The organism is Paenibacillus sp. MMO-58, from assembly GCF_037146255.1.
Taxonomy (GTDB): Bacteria; Bacillota; Bacilli; order Paenibacillales; family Paenibacillaceae; genus Pristimantibacillus.
On the sequence record NZ_JBBCVY010000006.1, the window covers coordinates 378,762 to 393,415 of the forward strand.

At 45.8% G+C, this 14,654-nt stretch carries 15 protein-coding genes; 7 read left to right on the top strand and 8 right to left on the bottom strand.

What is annotated here, in order from left to right:
- Positions 1–43: 43 nt before the first annotated feature.
- Complete coding sequence (locus WFJ73_RS20065; RefSeq protein WP_336774734.1) at positions 44–928, top strand: AraC family transcriptional regulator; 885 nt, start codon at positions 44–46, stop codon at positions 926–928.
- A gap of 116 nt (positions 929–1,044) precedes the next feature.
- Here WFJ73_RS20065 and lpdA read toward each other — a convergent pair whose 3' ends face one another.
- A complete protein-coding gene (gene lpdA / locus WFJ73_RS20070) occupies positions 1,045–2,427 on the bottom strand; it encodes a dihydrolipoyl dehydrogenase (protein WP_336774735.1) in 1,383 nt (460 codons plus the stop codon).
- A gap of 165 nt (positions 2,428–2,592) precedes the next feature.
- On the opposite strand from lpdA, the gene WFJ73_RS20075 reads away from it, so the two are divergent.
- The 3 genes from WFJ73_RS20075 (at position 2,593) to WFJ73_RS20085 (ending at position 4,762) form a co-directional block, all read left to right on the top strand.
- A complete protein-coding gene (locus WFJ73_RS20075; RefSeq protein WP_336774736.1) occupies positions 2,593–3,162 on the top strand; it encodes a TetR/AcrR family transcriptional regulator in 570 nt (189 codons plus the stop codon).
- Between the two features lie 137 nt (positions 3,163–3,299).
- Positions 3,300–3,968, top strand: coding sequence for an S-layer homology domain-containing protein (locus WFJ73_RS20080; RefSeq protein WP_336774737.1), 669 nt, complete (start codon positions 3,300–3,302; stop codon positions 3,966–3,968).
- A 146-nt stretch (positions 3,969–4,114) separates the two neighbouring features.
- Positions 4,115–4,762 carry a glycosyltransferase gene (locus WFJ73_RS20085; protein WP_336774738.1) on the top strand — a complete coding sequence of 216 codons (648 nt, stop codon included), beginning with the start codon at positions 4,115–4,117 and terminating at the stop codon, positions 4,760–4,762.
- A 37-nt stretch (positions 4,763–4,799) separates the two neighbouring features.
- Here the strand turns inward: WFJ73_RS20085 and WFJ73_RS20090 are convergent, their stop codons facing one another.
- The 4 genes from WFJ73_RS20090 to WFJ73_RS20105 form a co-directional block, all read right to left on the bottom strand.
- Positions 4,800–5,306, bottom strand: coding sequence for an AAA family ATPase (locus WFJ73_RS20090; RefSeq protein ID WP_336774777.1), 507 nt, complete (start codon positions 5,304–5,306; stop codon positions 4,800–4,802).
- Between the two features lie 113 nt (positions 5,307–5,419).
- The gene (locus tag WFJ73_RS20095) at positions 5,420–5,878 is read right to left on the bottom strand and encodes a MarR family winged helix-turn-helix transcriptional regulator (RefSeq protein WP_336774739.1); all 459 of its coding nucleotides are present in this window, start codon (positions 5,876–5,878) and stop codon (positions 5,420–5,422) included.
- 104 nt (positions 5,879–5,982) lie between these two features.
- Entirely contained in the window at positions 5,983–6,909 is a 927-nt protein-coding gene (gene trxB / locus WFJ73_RS20100) for a thioredoxin-disulfide reductase (protein ID WP_336774740.1), read from the bottom strand.
- A gap of 251 nt (positions 6,910–7,160) precedes the next feature.
- The gene (locus tag WFJ73_RS20105; protein WP_336774741.1) at positions 7,161–7,577 is read right to left on the bottom strand and encodes a YkvA family protein; all 417 of its coding nucleotides are present in this window, start codon (positions 7,575–7,577) and stop codon (positions 7,161–7,163) included.
- A 113-nt stretch (positions 7,578–7,690) separates the two neighbouring features.
- On the opposite strand from WFJ73_RS20105, the gene WFJ73_RS20110 reads away from it, so the two are divergent.
- Together WFJ73_RS20110 and WFJ73_RS20115 are read left to right on the top strand one after the other, a co-directional pair.
- The gene (locus tag WFJ73_RS20110; RefSeq protein WP_336774742.1) at positions 7,691–8,767 is read left to right on the top strand and encodes a copper resistance D family protein; all 1,077 of its coding nucleotides are present in this window, start codon (positions 7,691–7,693) and stop codon (positions 8,765–8,767) included.
- Between the two features lie 116 nt (positions 8,768–8,883).
- Positions 8,884–11,031 (top strand): heavy metal translocating P-type ATPase, encoded by a 2,148-nt coding sequence (locus tag WFJ73_RS20115; protein ID WP_336774743.1) that lies wholly within the window; start codon positions 8,884–8,886, stop codon positions 11,029–11,031.
- Positions 11,032–11,078: 47 nt separating this feature from the next.
- Here WFJ73_RS20115 and WFJ73_RS20120 read toward each other — a convergent pair whose 3' ends face one another.
- Positions 11,079–11,942, bottom strand: a complete 864-nt coding sequence (locus WFJ73_RS20120; RefSeq protein ID WP_336774744.1) for an ATP-dependent DNA ligase — start codon at positions 11,940–11,942, stop codon at positions 11,079–11,081.
- Positions 11,943–12,038: 96 nt separating this feature from the next.
- A complete protein-coding gene (locus tag WFJ73_RS20125) occupies positions 12,039–12,263 on the bottom strand; it encodes an alpha/beta-type small acid-soluble spore protein (RefSeq protein ID WP_336774745.1) in 225 nt (74 codons plus the stop codon).
- Between the two features lie 200 nt (positions 12,264–12,463).
- Between WFJ73_RS20125 and WFJ73_RS20130 the strand changes: the two genes are divergently transcribed.
- Positions 12,464–12,994 (top strand): hypothetical protein, encoded by a 531-nt coding sequence (locus WFJ73_RS20130; protein WP_336774746.1) that lies wholly within the window; start codon positions 12,464–12,466, stop codon positions 12,992–12,994.
- Between the two features lie 57 nt (positions 12,995–13,051).
- On the opposite strand, the gene WFJ73_RS20135 is transcribed toward WFJ73_RS20130, so the two are convergent.
- The gene (locus WFJ73_RS20135; RefSeq protein ID WP_336774747.1) at positions 13,052–14,644 is read right to left on the bottom strand and encodes a SagB family peptide dehydrogenase; all 1,593 of its coding nucleotides are present in this window, start codon (positions 14,642–14,644) and stop codon (positions 13,052–13,054) included.
- Between the last annotated feature and the right edge of the window lie 10 nt (positions 14,645–14,654).

Sequence of the window (14,654 nt, forward strand, 5' to 3'; positions counted from 1 at the left end):
TCTTTCATTTATATCGAAATATCGTCAACAAAGGAGCATGAGTGTGGGGAAACAACTATACGAGGCCATACAATTTCCGGACGAGACCTTTCCGTACATCATGTACACGCATACAATCCATCGCTCGATTCCCGAAGGCAGAGGCTTTAACGATCTGCATTGGCATGAAGAATTGCAGATTACGTTAGCAACCAAAGGGAATTTAACGATCCAGATTAACGGAATCGACTATCATTTGCATACGGGACAGGCCATTTTCATCAACAAAAGCGTCCTTCACATCGTAACTCACCTGACCGCTGAGGGCGAGTATGTCAGCTTTAACTTCCCGGAAAAGCTGCTGGCTTTCTATTCCGACAGTGCCATGGAAAAAAACTATGTCCTTCCTTTTACCAACTCCTATCTGTTGTCCTTCGAGATTAAAGGCGATACGGAGTGGCAAAAACAGATTTTGCACATTCTCTGGTCCATGAAAAAGGAATTCGAGATCAAACAAAGCTGGGGATGGCAGTATGAGATTTCGATCAAAACCGTTCAGTTATGGTTGATTCTGATCTCGAATATTTCCCTGCCGTCGGAAGAATCCTCTAAGCATAACCGGCTGAAGCAAGAGAGGCTGCAATTGATGCTTAGCTTTATCCATCAGAACTATTCAAATCCGATCACATTGAAGGAGATTGCCGATGCCGCGCATGTAAGCGTGTCGGAGTGTACGCGCAGCTTCAAAACCAGCATTCATATGACTCCTTACTCCTACTTGGTTAAGTACCGGATTAACAAAAGCTGCCAGCTGCTGCAATCGACGGAATATACGATAACCGAAATAGCCAGCAGAGTAGGCTTCAATCATGTAAACCATTTTATCCAGGCTTTCAAGAAGGATCTCGGGCTTACGCCCAAGGAGTTTCGTAAAAATAGAACGGAATAGTCGGGCATAAAAAAACCGCCAAAGCTTGGCGGTTTTCTTGTCTCTATTCGTCCTGCAACGTCAGGTAGGCCAATTCGGCTTCGGTAAAGCGGATCTCATCGGCTTTTAAAGAATCCTCACTTTTTCGCCATCCTCTTCACGGCGTTCTGGGCTGCCTCCATAATCACTTCACCCAATGTAGGATGAGGATGGATGGTTAACGCCAGATCTTCAACCGTCGCTCCCATCTCGATGGCAAGGCTAAGCTCCGATACGAGGGTGGACGCCTCTGCTCCGACCACTTGGGCTCCCATAATCAATCCCGTTTCCGCATGGGCAATCACTTTTACGAACCCTTCCGGCACTCTGACTGCCAAGGCCCTTCCGTTTATGCCAAATGAAGACCTTCCGACAATCGTCGGAATCGCTTTTGCTTTGCACTCCGTTTCGCTTAATCCGACGCTTGCCAGCTCCGGCCCGGAGAAAACGACAAGCGGGATCACTTTGTAATCAATCATTGTTGGCAATCCGGCAATAGCCTCGGCTGCAACTATGGCTTCGTAAGAAGCTTTATGGGCAAGCGCCGGTCCTGCGGTAATATCCCCGATTGCAAAAACATGAGGAACTTCGGTTCTGCATTGCTTATCCGTCTTCATTAATCCTTTGCTTGTTATCCGCAATCCGATTCGGTCAAGCCCTAGGCTTCCATCCGTATTTGGTCTTCTTCCGACCGTTACCAGCGCATAATCGGCTCTAATGGAGTGGCGGACGTCATTTCTGACGTAATGAAGCGTGATCCCTTCCGAATCCTGCTCCGCGCTAACAGCTGTGGCTTCGGTTACGATGGTCATCCCATCGGCATTCATTTGCTTCATAACCGGAGCAACCAGATCTGCTTCGAACCCTGGCAAGACCTGTTTTCCCCCCTCCAAAATAGTGACCTTGCTGCCGAATCTCGCGTACATCTGTCCTAATTCAACCCCGATATAACCGCCTCCGATCACAATCAGGCTCTCAGGGATGCTGGCAAGCGACAAAGCTTCCGTCGAAGACAAGACACGGTTGCCAAAGGGAATGGCCTGAAGCTCAATCGGACGAGAGCCCGTCGCCAAGATTGCGTATTTGAAAGCTACTACCTGCTCCGTTTCCAATTGCGTGATCCTGACCGTATGTTCATCAATAAAGCTCGCCTCACCTTCCAGAACCGTTACGCCGGCACTCTTTAAGAGGTATTGAACGCCTCCGGATTGCTTGTTGACGATCGCTTCTTTAAAAGCCTGGGCCTCCTCAAAAGAATCCACGGAGCTGGAACGGCTCCACAACCTACGCGAATGATAACGATGCGCCTCCGCGATTAACGCTTTGGAAGGGATACAGCCCACATTCGTGCATATACCGCCTATTTGGCCGCGTTCAACCACGATTGTCTTCATTCCAAGCTGCGCTGACCGTACAGCTGCCGCATAACCTCCCGGCCCTGAGCCAATGACTAAAACATCTGCTTCTATCGGTCTGTCCATTTCCGATAACCTCCCACACCTTAAATATGATGACCATAATATATTATTATCATCATATTTAGATGGAGTCAATATTTCGTCTATATGGCCAATTAAAATTGCATAAACGTTAAAAATCCCTATAATAATATTAAGATCATCATATTTACAGGAGTGTTAATTGACATGCCTTATACCAAAGCCCATAAACTAATTATCCGCGAGAAAATAGTTCAAAATGCCGCCAATGAATTCCGCCAGAAGGGTATCAAGGAAGTTAGCGTTCCTCAAATCATGAAGGGGGCCGGCTTAACGCATGGCGGTTTCTATGCCCATTTCGCGAATAAAGATCAACTCGTGGCCGAAGCTTGCCGGAAAGCCATCGAAGAGACGATTAATCTGCTGCAAGGAGCTACGGTTCGGAAAGAAGAAGCTGCCAAATTACAAACCGTCATCGATTATTACCTCAGCACCACGCATCGGGATCAAGGGGAAATCAGCTGTATCCTCCCTACGCTGTCCAGCGAAATCTCCCGTTCTTCAGAAGAAATTAGAGAAGCGTTTACTTTGGAGGTCAGCCGATTTTTCAGCTTCATAGCGGGAATGATCGGAAGAAACAATGAAAAAAGCATGGCCATTGTAAGCTCTATGGTTGGCGCCTTGTTACTAGCCCGTTCGGTTAACAATCCCGAATTAAGCCAGAATATTCTGGATGCCAGCAAGCGATATGCCAAAGAAATTGCAGCCTTGCAATAAGTAATTCAAGCTGCTTGAGGGGTCATATTAATCTATTGTTAAGTATATAAAAAAATGTAAGTAGTGTTGCAACCTTTCTTGGGAAAGCCCGTCTATGAGGAAGGAACGTTCCAAAAACTTGATGAGGTGATTCCAGCATGACGAAAAAATACAAATTCATTACTTTAGCTGCTACAGCCGTACTTACCCTATCCATTGCCGGACAGAGTTTTGCGGCAACAAATCCGTTCTCGGATATTGCCAATGTTCCCGCTAAGGATAAAATTACGGCATTGCAAAATAAAGGTTTGGTGCAAGGCGTTGGCGAAGACCGCTATTTCCCTAACGCAACGCTAACAGCTGCACAAGGTATTCAGCTTATTGTTAATGCTCTTGATCTGAACATCGATACGCTTCGTTTCTTCAAAGAGCCTCATGCTACGGACTATTTCCCGAAAGCAGACGATAATGCTTGGTATGCGGATGCGCTTATCATTGCGGCTAACAATAATATTGGCCTGCCAAATGATCTGGATCCTAATAAAACATGGACCAAAGAAGAGTTCACCCACCAGCTTATCCTTGCTATTGAGCAACATAGCAATCTGCCGATGATTAAAATTGCTCCAGTGGAGTTTAATGACCAAGACGAGGTATCCATCTCGTACGATGGTTCCATCCAAATAGCGCTTGTTCTGAAAATCGCTGAGCTTGACCAGGATGGCAATTTCAATCCTACGGATGATATTACTCGCGCGGATGCGGCCGTGCTCATCTACAATGCACTCGCCTACATCGGTGAAGCTCCGGCTCCATCGGCTGAATAATAATTGTTAAAAAGAACAGCTGGCCACAATGGCCGGCTGTTTTTTCGTTGCAATATTTTATGAGAGATACCTCGTAAATAACGGCGCTCAAAATATCCATAATAATACAGGTTATATGATTTGAAACGCACAAGGAGCAGATAAACGTGAAAATCAAATGGATGCTGGCATTACTTTTAACCTTCGGGCTCGTTATTACCATGAATCCGGCAGGTGTATCCGCTCAGGTGGCAAAGGAACAAAAGGCGGAATGCATAACTCCACAGATGGTACAACTGAAAACGGATATGCAGAGGGTCTGGATCGACCATACCATATGGACAAGAAGCTATATTGTAAGCGCGATATCAAATCGTTACGATCAGCAGGACGTTTTGGACCGACTCTTGAGGAACCAGCAGGACATCGGCAATGTAATTAAACCTTACTATGGCGAAGCTGCCGGAAATAAGCTTGCTGATTTACTGAGAGAACATATTGTGATCGCAGGAAAAATTGTAGCGGCTGCCAAAGCAAACAAACAAGACGAAGTAAAAAAATTAGAGGCGGATTGGCATAAAAATGCGGACGATATCGCTACATTTTTAAGCGCTGCTAACCCAAACTGGTCATTTAAGGCCTTGCAAGACATGCTGTACACTCATCTTCAGTATATTACAGAGATCGTTCTGGATTGCCTTAAGGGGGATTGGAAGGCGGATATAGCGACGACGGATAAGAATGAGACGCACATGATCCATATGGCGGACATTCTAACGGAAGGAATTATGAAGCAATTCCCTAATAAGTTTTAGACTTAAGACTCATTTAATTTGCTAAAACAGCAGCCGGTCATGTTGACCGGCTGTTATTCAGCTGTCCGTATAATGTCTCCAAGCTTTCGGCCACCGTTTGATGAGCGGTGTCGATAACGATGCGATCTCGGTCCCAAGGTTCGTACTGCCGGTTCCTGACCTGCCCCCACGTAGGTAGAACAAAGTCCGGAATATCGGCTTTGCGCGTTTCGACTCGATGCCTGTGTTCGCGTTCATCAGAGCAGACCACTTCGATTTCCATAAACGGGATTTCAAGCGATTCCGCCACGTTGCGCCAAGCCTCGCGCGTTATTTGGATAGGATTAACCGTATCTGCTATCACGTCAAGACCTAACCTGAGGTTCTGCGATGCAATGGCGTAACATACCATGTAACCCTCAGGCCCATCGACCAACATTCCAGCTTCCTTCATTGCATGCTCCACCGCATCAACCCGGAGATACACACCCCGTAACTCCCTCGCCAAAGCTGAGGATAAAGTTGTCTTACCGGCGCCTGGCAACCCGCTAAATATATAGAGTATTTCATTCACCTCCTTTATTCGATAATCGGAAGAAGACACAAAAATCCCTCCGGTCGACAAGCCGGTATTCAGGCCATATAGAAACCTGACCGCGCTGTCTTCCGAGAGGGATTTTATTTTGCTAAGGAATTTTCATTTATTTGATAAAGCAGCTTCTGGATCGTTCCGTTCAATACGCCGATTTCCGTTTCGGTCATCCCGCTTGCTTCAAGGAGCGACCTCGGTACGCACATTGATTGATCTTTGAGCGCTATTCCTTTGTCGGTAATCCGGATATGCAGGACCCGCTCGTCTTCCTTCGAACGTTCCCGCCGGACAAGTCCCGCTGCTTCCATTCTCTTCAGCATCGGCGTCAACGTACCGGAATCCAAGACCAATTGTTCGCTAATATCTTTGACCGACATCGTCTCATGCTCCCATAGAGCAAGCAGGACCAGGTATTGAGGGTAGGTTAAGTCCAATTCGTCCAAGAGCGGCCGGTACATACGGAAAATAGCTCTCGAACACGCGTATAACGAAAAACACAAATGAGCATCCAACGGTATCTGAGGCCCCTGATTATCTTGATTCATCGATCATCCCTCCCTGACGTTTCTTCGTTGCCCTTCATATTACAATCCTTTTTCCAAAAAAACAATGCAGCTGAAGAAAGCCCTTTGAGCGAAAGCTGGTCGAATTAGTGCTGTTCAAACAAAAAGCCTTCGCAATCCAATGCCGCTTTGGCGCCGCTGCCCGCTGACGTGATCGCCTGACGGTATATCGGATCCATAACGTCTCCGCAGGCGAATATGCCGGGAACGTTCGTGCGGGAAGTTCCCGGAACAACTTCCACATAGCCTTGCTCGTCGGTTTGGATCTGGCCGCCTAAGAACGCTGTGTTTGGACGATGCCCGATCGCAAGGAAGATTCCGTCGGTTTCCAGCACTTCTTCCTCTCCCGTCGCGTTGCTGCGAACTTTGAGACCGGTCACTCCTTTGTCGCCGGACAATACTTCCAGCGGTGCCATGTCAAGGCTCCAAGAAATTTTGGCATTTCCACGCGCACGATCCTGCATGATCTGGGAAGCCCGAAGCTCTTCTCTGCGATGCACGACGCGAACCTCGGAAGCGAATCGAGTTAAGAATAACGCCTCCTCCATCGCGGTGTCGCCGCCGCCTATGATGATAATTTTTTTGTTACGGAAAAAGAATCCGTCGCAGGTTGCGCATGTGCTAACCCCTTGGCCGATATTTTCGACTTCGCCGGGTATACCGACCATTTTTGCGGAAGCACCGGTCGATAGGATCACCGCGTCCGCCGTTATTTCGGCGCCGCCTTCCAGGTATAACGTGAAAGGACGTTTCGATACATCTACGCGGGTTACGAAGCCGGATTGAAATCTCGTGCCGAATCGCTCGGCTTGCTTACGCATATTGTCCATAAGCTCCGGTCCCGTGATTCCATCGGGAAAACCAGGAAAGTTCTCGACCTCCGTCGTTGTCGTTAATTGTCCGCCCGGCTGCGATCCTTCAATAACAAGCGGAGACAGGTTCGCCCTAGCCAAGTAAATGGCTGCCGTTAGTCCCGCAGGCCCCGTTCCGATAATAACCGTTTGTTGATGCATGATGAATTCCTCCCCGTTTCGTTTGCAAACAATTCATTTGCACACAAATATTATAAACCGATCTTACCCATCGCGAATTAGTTTGTCAACAAATTAATTTTACACAAATTAAATGACTGCAGTTACTTAACGCTGTCGCTCGCCATTTCACTTATCGGTACGGGAACGGGAATCGGCACATCGTCATCGCTTAAACTAAAACACCCGCCGAACTCGGCAGGTGTTTTAGTTTATGAAGCCTGAATAGTTGACTATTTAACAAGCCGAATGATGTACCAGCCGCACAACACGGCTAACGCAATCCACACGGCAATAATAAATGTGCCTGTAATCCAATTTTTAGGTTTGCCTAATTTTCTTTGTTCCTCTGCCTTGGCTCGGTATTCCTCAAGCACTTCTTTGGGAAATAGCCGTAGGGCTATGTAAACGCCAAGCGGTACGAGAATAATATCATCCAGATATCCGAGAACAGGTATAAAATCCGGTATCAAATCCACAGGGCTAAAGGCATACGCAACAACGCAAATCGCAAATATTTTCGCAAACAACGGTACTCTCGGATCACGATAGGCTAAATACATGACCATTAGGTTTGCCTTAAGTTTCTTCGCCATCGTTTTTAATTTATTTAGCAATGATGGTTTGGTTTCACTCGCTTTGGCGTCCATTGTGTAATCATCCTTTTGATTATAGTCCCTCTAAACACATGAACATATTTTCATTTATTAATTCATGATAAGATAGATCGCAGTAGTCCAATCCTTACTTTGGAGTTGATTCTTTGTATATTTACTTTTTTGAAACTCTTCTTTACCTCTCGTTCGCCATCACCGCAGGCTATCTCGTACTCGAGTTTATCCCAAGCGGAATAAAACCGGAAGTCCTCATCCCCGTTCGCGTTATCCAATTAACCGCTATTGGAATTCCGTTATTTTCTTTTGCGTCAATTGTTAGAACGTCCATTATTTTAATGGATTTTGCCCCGCAAATGTCTTTTGCGGAAGTCCTCCTGATTGTTTTAAACGACTACTCCTTCGGAAGGGCATGGATCATGAGTTTTATTCTTGGCAGCGCTTTATTTATGGTTATTTCTTTTAATGGCTTAAAGCATAAATCTTCGAAATGGGTCGCAGCCGGTATTTGGTCTTGCTTGGTTTTGGTTCATGGGTATGCCAGTCATCCCGCCGCACTCTCCAAGACATGGGGACTTCTAGCTCAAACTATACATGTTGGCGCTGTTTCTGTCTGGCTTGGCATTCTTATTCTAGTCGCTTGGTTTCGAAAAGGAAACTGGAATTGGAAAGCTTTTACGCGCTGGTACACACCGTTGTCGATCTCATCTATGACGCTTATCGTAATCGCAGGTTTTGTGATGATGTCAATTATCATTGAGGTTGGGTATATCAACTCATGGGGAATTAATTATGGAGAGGCTCTGCTGTTAAAGCATCTATTGTTCATTCCGCTTATCCTGTTAGCATTCATGAATGGATTTCTAACCAAACTATATGCTAACGGCCAGAATGAACGTAGATTACAGTCCTGGCTTAGAGCGGAAAGTTTTGTTGCTTTTTTTATTCTAATAACAACCGCATTCATGGGGATCCAGGAACCCCCTCACGAGACAGAATCTGAGGAACCCGTACCTTCTCCTTTGTTCAAATTGCTACATAATGATCTAAATGATTTATCGCTTCAATGGCATTGGAATATGGTTGGCGCTCTTTGTGTGGCAATGGGCCTTATTTCGTTCCTTCTTTTATTTGCTGCCTACAGAAACAAAATGGGGTTATTCACTGCCTGCACGGCGGCTGCCGTAATCTTTCCTTTCTTAGGCTTGCTTCAATCCGTGAGTTAGAAAAAGTTCAATTCGAGAGACAGCTTTCCTTCTTTTGGGCAGAATAGGTTTGACATTTCCCGGTCCGCATCATAATATATGAGCAAGTATTCATATAATGAAAGAAGGAAGTTCCTATGAATGAATATCGCATTAAAGGACTGTCCTGCGCCGGTTGTGCGCAAAGAATCGAAGATGAAATAAAGCGGCTCGATCACGGTGAAGAAGCGAAACTTAGCTATAACTCGGGGAAATTAAAGGTCAGTCCCGATATCTCAATGCCCGAAGTCAATCGCATCCTCAAGTCGGATGGGGCATATATCTCCGAGCAGCTTAACAAGCAAGCGGAAAGTCACGATCACGTTAACGAAGATCACAAACACAATGGTCATAGTCATGGCGAACATGATCATGCTCATGAGCATGGCAATGGAAACAAAATGTTAAAGCTCCTTATCGCCTCCGGTATCATTTATGTTGCGGCTATCTTTTTGGATGGCGTTCTGCCGAATTGGTCCGTTATTATCCTTTATTTAATAGCCACCGTTATTAGCGGTTACACGACATTTTTCCGCGGATTAAAAAACCTGACCAAGCTCAAGTTTAATATTGATACGCTTATGACCATCGCATTAGTTGGGGCGGTTGCGATTGGCGAGTGGAAAGAAGCTACGTTAGTTGCGATCTTATTTGGCTTGAACGAACTTCTTGAAGGCTATGGCATGGAAAAGGCCCGCCGTTCGATGGAAACCTTGCTGCAAGTGGCCCCTAAGGAAGCGATAAGGCTGGAGAATGGTCAAGAAAGCATTGTCCCTATTTCCTCCCTGCAAGCTGGAGATCTCGTAAAAATCAAACCCGGCGAAAAAATCCCGTCTGACGGCGTTGTATTAGAAGGAAAAAGCTCCGTTAACGAAGCTGCCATAACAGGCGAGTCTCTCCCGATTGAGAAGGAAACCGGTGAACCTGTTTTTGGCGGCAGCATCAACAACGAAGGCTTGCTTATTGTTCAGATCGAAAAGGCCTATAACGATTCGTCTTTGGCCAAGATCCTTCATCTCGTTCAAGAAGCACAGGAAACGAAAACACCTACGGAGTTGTTCATCAATAAATTTGCCAAATACTATACACCGCTTATCATGATTGTTGCGGCGCTGGTAACCGTGGTCCCTCCTCTTCTCTTTCAAGGCAGCTGGATCGCATGGCTTTATCAGGGACTGTCGGTTCTAATCGTTGGTTGTCCATGCGCGCTAATCCTATCCTCGCCGATTGCCATCGTGTCCGGCATTACGCGTAACGCGAAAAACGGTATTCTCGTTAAAGGCGGCGTTTTTCTGGAGCAGCTCGGAAAAATCGATACCCTTGCTTTTGACAAAACCGGTACGTTAACGAAAGGTGAGCCGCATGTCGCACAATTAGAAATTTATGATGAAGAACGTTTCCTGATCGTAGCCGGCGCCATCGAGAAATCCTCTTCTCACCCGTTGGCAAAAGCAATCATGAAGGAATTGGCCGATAGAAACATCGCAGCGCCTGACCCGGATGAAATTGAAACCATTACAGGCCGCGGGATAAAAGCTAAAGTAAATGGTGAATCTTATTGGTTAGGGAACGAAAAAAGCATTGAGCATATTACAATTACTGAACCTGTTCAAAAGCAGATCAATCTCTTTAAAGAAGATGGCTTAACGCTTGTTTTGGTAGCTGATGAACTCCAAGTGCTTGGAATATTCGGAATTGCCGATGAGATCCGTCAAGAAAGCAAAACGGTCATTGCCTCCCTGCACAGATTAGGGATTAAGAATACGGTTATGTTAACCGGGGATCATCAAAAAACGGCAGAGAAGGTAGCTTCAGCGGTTGGCGTAACGAAGTTCTATGGAGGCTTGCTGCCGGAAGACAAAGTCAATCACATCAAGGAGCTCTCTTCAAAGGGAATTGTGGCCATGATCGGGGATGGCATTAACGATGCTCCCGCTCTTGCTTCCGCGCAGCTGGGTATTGCCATGGGGAAAGGCACGGACAGCGCAATCGAGACGGCCGACATTGTACTTATGCAGGATCACTTAGGCAAGCTGCCGGCTGCTGTTGCAGTCGCCAAGCGGGTTAATCGCATTATTCGTTTCAACATTGTCGTTGCCCTTGGTTTAAAAATCATTGCGTTATTGCTGACCATCCCGGGCTGGCTGACCTTATGGATCGCCATTCTTTCGGATATGGGCGCTACCATATTTGTTACGCTTGTCAGCTTGACCATCCTCATTGAAGGCAGAAAAGAAAAGATATAGCCAGCTCAGCCAGCACGGCAGCAATAAGCCTCTAAGATATCATCATCTTAGAGGCCTATTTGTTCTCCGCTAAACCCCACGTATTCGGGGGTCCGAAGCATATGATTTGAAGTCCAGTCACGGAACCTTACGATGACTTTAAGTATGGGTTTTACGTAGACAAAATGCTTGTCTTGTCCGGTAATAAGGGATTGAGCCCGTTTGTAAAAGGCTTTCCTGTCCTCCGTCGGAATCGTCCATTCGATACAGCCGACTGTTCTTCCCTCATGCTCGACAAGCCAACCGAACTCTTTACGCCTGTAGGCGCAGATGGAAACTTCAAGGTATTGATAGTTAATGATCTTGAGCCAATTCTCGGATCTCTTGCTCACGTACTTAGAGCTCTTTTTCTTTGCTACAATGCCTACCAGACCTTTATCTTCCACTACTTTAAAAAGCGCTTTTCCCTCTTGCTCAATGGACATGGTTACATGATAATATCCGCTTGGTTTAAGAATCTGGGCAAGAATCTCTTTCCGTTCGACAAGAGGCAGATGCGCCAAGCTTTTTCCGTTCAGATACAAGATATCGAAGACGTAATATTGCACGGGATGAGTTCGGGAAGCTTCCTTTATTTTTGTTGCTTTGCCAATCCGGTATCTTTGGATAAGTTCTTCGAAATCATTCGTTCCGTCTTCCCGTAACCTTACAACCTCCCCGTCAAAAACGACATCGACACCGCTATCAACGGGAACATTAAACAGCTCGGGGTACTGTCTTGCAACTTCATTGTTGTTCCTGGTGTACATATTCACTTGTCCGTTAATAAAAGAAACAATTAGACGATGACCATTCAATTTGGGTTCAAATAAATACTCCTCTGAGTTGAAGGGTTCCTCAGCTTTCATAGGCTGCATAGGCGAGATAAACATAAACATTCCCCTCTCATCTCACCATTATATCATCGTCATTACTGCTAGCCGATGGTAAGTCATGTGCGAGATGGAGGGGAATTACTGTTTTGCTTGCTATCTTCTTGTATTGGAGAATTGTGCTCCGCTTAAAGTTTGTTCTGCCATTTGAACAAGGCGTTTCGTAATGTTGCCGCCAATCGTACCCGCTTCGCGAGTCATCAGATTGCCGTTGTAACCTTCGGAGAGCGGAATGCCGTGCTCAGTAGCAATTTCGTATTTCATGCGGTTCAAAGCTTCTTTCGCTTGCGGTACAACTAAATTGTTGGATTGGTTAGCCATAATAGTCAACTCCTTCTTGGATGTGAGGTTATTTTGTGGAATGGATGGAAATTTATACGTTGTAAAATAAAATAATTTTTCAAATAAAGCAGCTGTTTGAGTTTATCATTTTCACAACATCTACTCGCCCATTTTATAGGGATAAGTGCCCTTTTTTCGTTCAAAGCATATTGTAGTGTATAATTAAAAGGAGGCGCACCATGATAAGCAATCAACCTTATACGCCACAATCGGCTGTTAAGCCCGATTATTACCAACAAATGAAATCAAGTCCGAATCAGGCCAACTGGGGACCACAAGTGATACAATCAAGCCCGAACCAGGCCAATTGGAGTCCTCAAATGCAATCAAGTCCAAACCAGGCCAATTGGGGAACTCAAGCCATTCATGAACAGCCTGTTCTCCCTTCTCATCATTACGACGCTGATTTTAGTCACATGCATCACTTTCCTTACATGTACGACGACTTCCACTACATGCATTACTACCATCCCATGATGCATGACTATTATCCGATGATGCATGACTATCATCCGATGATGCATGACTATCATCCGATGATGCATGAAATGTGGGATGACCACATGCTCTACGATCATCATCACGATGGATGGGAGCTCGAAACATTAGATTATCATCATGCTTGGTTCCATCCTATTATGCATGTGCATCATCATCTGCATCACCCAGTCGGTGAGTTCCAGAAGAAGACAGCAGTTCACCAGCCTTAAGGTTAAAAATAATAAAAGGCAGATTGAATGGTAATGACATTCAATCTGCCTTTTATTTTATTGCGATAAACTGCCCTCAAGCCGTGAACGACTCCGGCATGGGCCGACTGGGATTTGGATCAAACTCGTTTGGCCGAGCGGAGTTAATCCATAAAGTTCATTCATGGAACTAACGTCAAAGCCTAGCAGCGGACGTCCTTTCATTCCAGATGCGCAAGCAGCGAGCAGCAAGCGCTGAACCAACATTCCCGTTTCCATCTGTTGAATCCGATAACCGCGATAACCAAGCTCGGCGTGAAGATGTCCCCGATCACCCGCCACATGGAAACTCAGCGGCACCTGGAATAAGTTCAAGTTATCCAACGACATCCCATTCTGAAGCCATGGCCGTTGATCACCAGCCCTAAACAGCTGCAACGTATGCGCTATTTCATCATAACGATAGGCACCGTCACGAATTCCTTCAACGCCATAAAAGCACCCGAACAGTTGTACTCGAGACATTGGACTCTGGATCGAACCATCCAAATCATTTCGATAGCGATAGGAAATCATAACCTCTTGCAATAGTGCCGCTAAATCCGACAGACTCACTGCTTCCAATACAAATTCATGTTCTGGCGAGTAACGCTGCCTGCATACTTCAGCTAAATCATACGTTAGTCTATTGACTGGAGGCAAAACATGAGCATCGGTTTGAGTGGCTGCCTCTTGCTTCCTTCCAAACTGATTGAATGAAAGCGCGGAATCCATTACGGATGCTTCATTCATCTTGGTCAGCATTGGATAGTCCAATACTTTTTTTGAACGCACATAGTGATCGTGCTTAAGGCTTGGAAGCTCCCTGCATAACTCTGCTGACGTCATCCGATTATTATTGCTAATGTCATGCCGGAACCATTCCATGCTTGAATCTACCGCAAGAGGAATTACGGCATATACACTTTCCTCTGCTTCAGGCAATCCAAGCAAATGATTGATGGCACGGTCAAGAAACTGAAAGTACACCCCTGTCTCAAAGTCAAAGCGCTTCGCCACCTCATGCAACTGGCCCAATAACAAACCTGCGTCCAGCCCCTGTAAACGATACGAGAAATTATTGTATTTAAAAAAGTTTTTCCAAAATACAGTCGATACAAAAGCAACCGCGAAGCAGCTTGTTACGTCGCAGCGATTGCCTAAGGCCTTGCCCACATAGGAATCAAGTTGACCTTCACGCAATAAAATCAAACGATGATGAGCCGCATCATAATGATAAATACCGTAAGGCAATTCCTCCAGCTTCAAATACATATACATTTCGCTCGGATAAAGACCTCCGCCCGAAGGAACAAATCGTCGGCAAAGATGCAATGAGCTTTCCCATTTCTCCCCCGTATATTGCTCAATAACAGATTGACTAAGCTGTGCCAGACCGAAGGTGTGCCAAAGAAAATACCCGATATCCCGAAGGGTTGGTTTCCCTTTCTCTTGCTCTTGCCCTTGCTTACCCGTCAGATCTAACGGAGCATCGGAAGGGAGAGGAAATACAGGCAAATGACGATATAACTTATATGGCAGAGGCGCGTTCTCCCAATCCACCTCCACATCTTGCGGTTTCGTTTTGTCGGGCTCGTATTGCAAGTGGTACAAAAATTCCTTCAGACTCATTTCTCCTCCT

Excerpts from the sequence above, each read along its gene's own strand:
- lpdA (WP_336774735.1), bottom strand. The coding sequence starts at position 2,427 with ATGGACAGACCGATAGAAGCAGATGTTTTAGTCATTGGCTCAGGGCCG.
- WFJ73_RS20115 (WP_336774743.1), top strand. The coding sequence starts at position 8,884 with ATGAATGAATATCGCATTAAAGGACTGTCCTGCGCCGGTTGTGCGCAA.
- trxB (WP_336774740.1), bottom strand. The coding sequence starts at position 6,909 with ATGCATCAACAAACGGTTATTATCGGAACGGGGCCTGCGGGACTAACG.
- WFJ73_RS20095 (WP_336774739.1), bottom strand. The coding sequence starts at position 5,878 with ATGAATCAAGATAATCAGGGGCCTCAGATACCGTTGGATGCTCATTTG.
- WFJ73_RS20080 (WP_336774737.1), top strand. The coding sequence starts at position 3,300 with ATGACGAAAAAATACAAATTCATTACTTTAGCTGCTACAGCCGTACTT.
- WFJ73_RS20130 (WP_336774746.1), top strand. The coding sequence starts at position 12,464 with ATGATAAGCAATCAACCTTATACGCCACAATCGGCTGTTAAGCCCGAT.
- WFJ73_RS20125 (WP_336774745.1), bottom strand. The coding sequence starts at position 12,263 with ATGGCTAACCAATCCAACAATTTAGTTGTACCGCAAGCGAAAGAAGCT.
- WFJ73_RS20135 (WP_336774747.1), bottom strand. The coding sequence starts at position 14,644 with ATGAGTCTGAAGGAATTTTTGTACCACTTGCAATACGAGCCCGACAAA.
- WFJ73_RS20075 (WP_336774736.1), top strand. The coding sequence starts at position 2,593 with ATGCCTTATACCAAAGCCCATAAACTAATTATCCGCGAGAAAATAGTT.
- WFJ73_RS20105 (WP_336774741.1), bottom strand. The coding sequence starts at position 7,577 with ATGGACGCCAAAGCGAGTGAAACCAAACCATCATTGCTAAATAAATTA.
- WFJ73_RS20120 (WP_336774744.1), bottom strand. The coding sequence starts at position 11,942 with ATGTTTATCTCGCCTATGCAGCCTATGAAAGCTGAGGAACCCTTCAAC.